This window comes from Herbaspirillum sp. B65 (assembly GCF_000333555.1).
GTDB lineage: Bacteria > Pseudomonadota > Gammaproteobacteria > Burkholderiales > Burkholderiaceae_D > Herbaspirillum > Herbaspirillum rubrisubalbicans.
The window spans coordinates 1-2226 of record NZ_BADI01001059.1 but is presented as its reverse complement, the minus strand read 5'-3'; the positions used below and the strand labels follow the sequence as shown (position 1 = coordinate 2226).

The window sequence follows — 2226 nt, the reverse complement described above, 5'->3', positions numbered from 1 at the left end:
TCATCAGGCGCAGGATGGCGGCCTGGGTCTGGTGATTGGCGCGCATGGCCTTTTCTTCTTCCTGCTGGGCCAGTTGGCGCTGCAGTTCGGCTTCCTGGCGCCGGGCTTCGGCAGCGGCGGCGTTGTTGCGGCTGCTTTGCAGTTGCGCCAGGGCGATGCCGATGGCGCTCAGCAAGGCCATGGCCATGGCGGCCAGCACTGCCCAGAAGGTCCAGGAGCGGGCCTTGAGGGCGACCCGGTAGGCGTCCTGCAATTCGGTGAGGTGGCGCTTGAGGGTTTCGTTCTCGACAAAGACCAGTTGCTCGGCCCGCTTGGCGGCGATGAAATTCTGCAGGTTGCCGAGGATGCCGGCGATCTGCGGCTGGTATTCGCCGAAGACGCGGCTCAGCTCCTGCAGCTTGTCGCGCAGATCGGGATCGCTGGCCGGACGCAGGCGTAGCATGTCGTTGCCCTCCTGCAGGCTCTTGAGCAGGTCACCGAAGGCGGTGATGTCCTTGCCCAGCATGAAGGCGGTTTCCGGGTTGACGCCTTCGGAGGTGAGGAACTCATTGGAGCTGCGCCCCAGGCGCAGGGTCAGCATCACCAGTTGGCTGGCCGCGGCCATCTCGCGCGTGGTGGGGTGGCCCTGCGATTGCAGCATGGCGATCTGCTCGCTCAAGTCCAGCATCACCGGCAGCAACTGGTTCAGGCGCTTCAAGGTGGTACCGAAGCCGGTCAATTCCTTTTCCATGCCGAGGATGGTTTCGCCGGCCAGGTCGGTGCGACGCCAGATGTGCTCGACGTTTTCCAGCACCGGTTTGATGGCGGCATCGGGCGGGCCGATGTTTTGGCCCTGATAAAGGCCACCGCTACTCAACAGCAGCAGGCCGCGATTGAATTCGTTGCGGCTTTGCGCCAGTTGCACGAAGGCCTGGGGATTGCCCTGGATGGCATTGGGCACGGCCTTGCCGATGCGCTGCGAATGCATCACCAGGTCGGAGGCCAGATTGGTCTGCAAGGTCGCCAGCAGGTACAGGCGCGCGCCCAGCCACATGAACAGGCACAGCGCCGTCAACGACACCGCCAGCACGCCCAGCAGCAGGCGCGTCTGGGTGCGCAGCGAGAAACGGCACAGGTAGGGCAGGCGCAAGCTGCGGGATGGCGCTGTGACACTGGCCCGAGGCTTTGCCGCAACGCCGGCCACGCGCTTTGCGCCCAAAACGCGGCGGCGCGTTTTTTTCGACTGGTACGGCAAGCTCGGGTCCATGGCGGAAATCCTAATCCCTCTTTTTCAGAATCTTGTGGTGTGACGCGCTGTGCGCGACCGCGCCGATGCTAGCGGCCGATCTGCAGGAAATTGCTGTCCCGGCTCAGTGCCGACAGGTCCAGCTCATCCCATTGCTGACCACTGCCGTCTTANTAACGTCCGTTGACACCGGGTAAGTGGATTCCTTCCTCGTATTTTTTCGAGATTCGCGTCATTTCTTCGATGTCGCGCAATCCCAGCACCGCCGCCACCAGCAAGCCACACTGTGGTGCCAGGCTGGGCGCCAGCAGCAGCGCATGACTGCCGGCACCGCACGGCTGCAGGGGAGCGCCGGCCAGGCCGCTCAAGTCAGCCAGGCCGACCAGGTTGCCGCGGATGTTGAGCAGGCCGCGAAACCAGGCATGGGTGGCCGGCACCGGGGTCAGGGTCAGGCCGTCCAGGGGCAGGATCTCGCTGGCCTGGGCCAGGGGGATGAGGCAATGCTGGTTGCCGATGAGCACTGCCAGGCGGCGCGAGCGCGTGCTTTCATTGTCGCTGGCAGCCATGCGCGCCAGTAGCGAGGCCTGGAATTGCTCCAGCCCTTCGCGCTGCGGCGATGTTGGCGCTGCCGGAGAATGCAGCGCATCAATGAGGAAATCCTTGGGGTGTGACATACCAGCCTCATGAAACGGTTAAAAAAGTCCATGCGATCCAGCCCGAGCGGGCGACCGAGCGACGCCGCAGCCCGATGGCGGGCCGCAGGCAGATGACAAGACCATTGAGGGGAGTTGCCGGAACCATGCCGGGCGAACGTCTGTGCGTCCTGTCATCCGGTCAGGTGGCAATGCTGGTACTGGGTTCGATTTTACCCAGAAAAGTCCGAGGTTTTTCCACGCAGCAAATGCAATGCACGGCCCGGCACAAGAAAATGATGGGAAAACGCGACGAAAACGGGACTTGATATAGATCAAATCCCGCCAGACGGGGAAAAACCGGGGAGG

3 protein-coding genes are annotated in these 2226 nt (G+C 63.3%); 1 reads left to right on the top strand and 2 read right to left on the bottom strand.

What is annotated here, in order from left to right; translation table 11 throughout:
- On the bottom strand, positions 1-1129 hold a 1129-nt coding region (locus tag I5W_RS24960), incomplete at its 3' end, for a type IV pili methyl-accepting chemotaxis transducer N-terminal domain-containing protein (protein ID WP_252717217.1).
- 266 nt (positions 1130-1395) lie between these two features.
- A complete protein-coding gene (locus I5W_RS24955) occupies positions 1396-1899 on the bottom strand; it encodes a chemotaxis protein CheW (RefSeq protein ID WP_252717216.1) in 504 nt (167 codons plus the stop codon).
- Between I5W_RS24955 and I5W_RS32235 the strand changes: the two genes are divergently transcribed.
- On the top strand, positions 1893-2186 hold the full coding sequence (locus I5W_RS32235; RefSeq protein ID WP_159106151.1) for a hypothetical protein: 294 nt from the start codon (positions 1893-1895) through the stop codon (positions 2184-2186). The genes I5W_RS24955 and I5W_RS32235 overlap by 7 nt on opposite strands.
- Positions 2187-2226 lie beyond the last annotated feature (40 nt).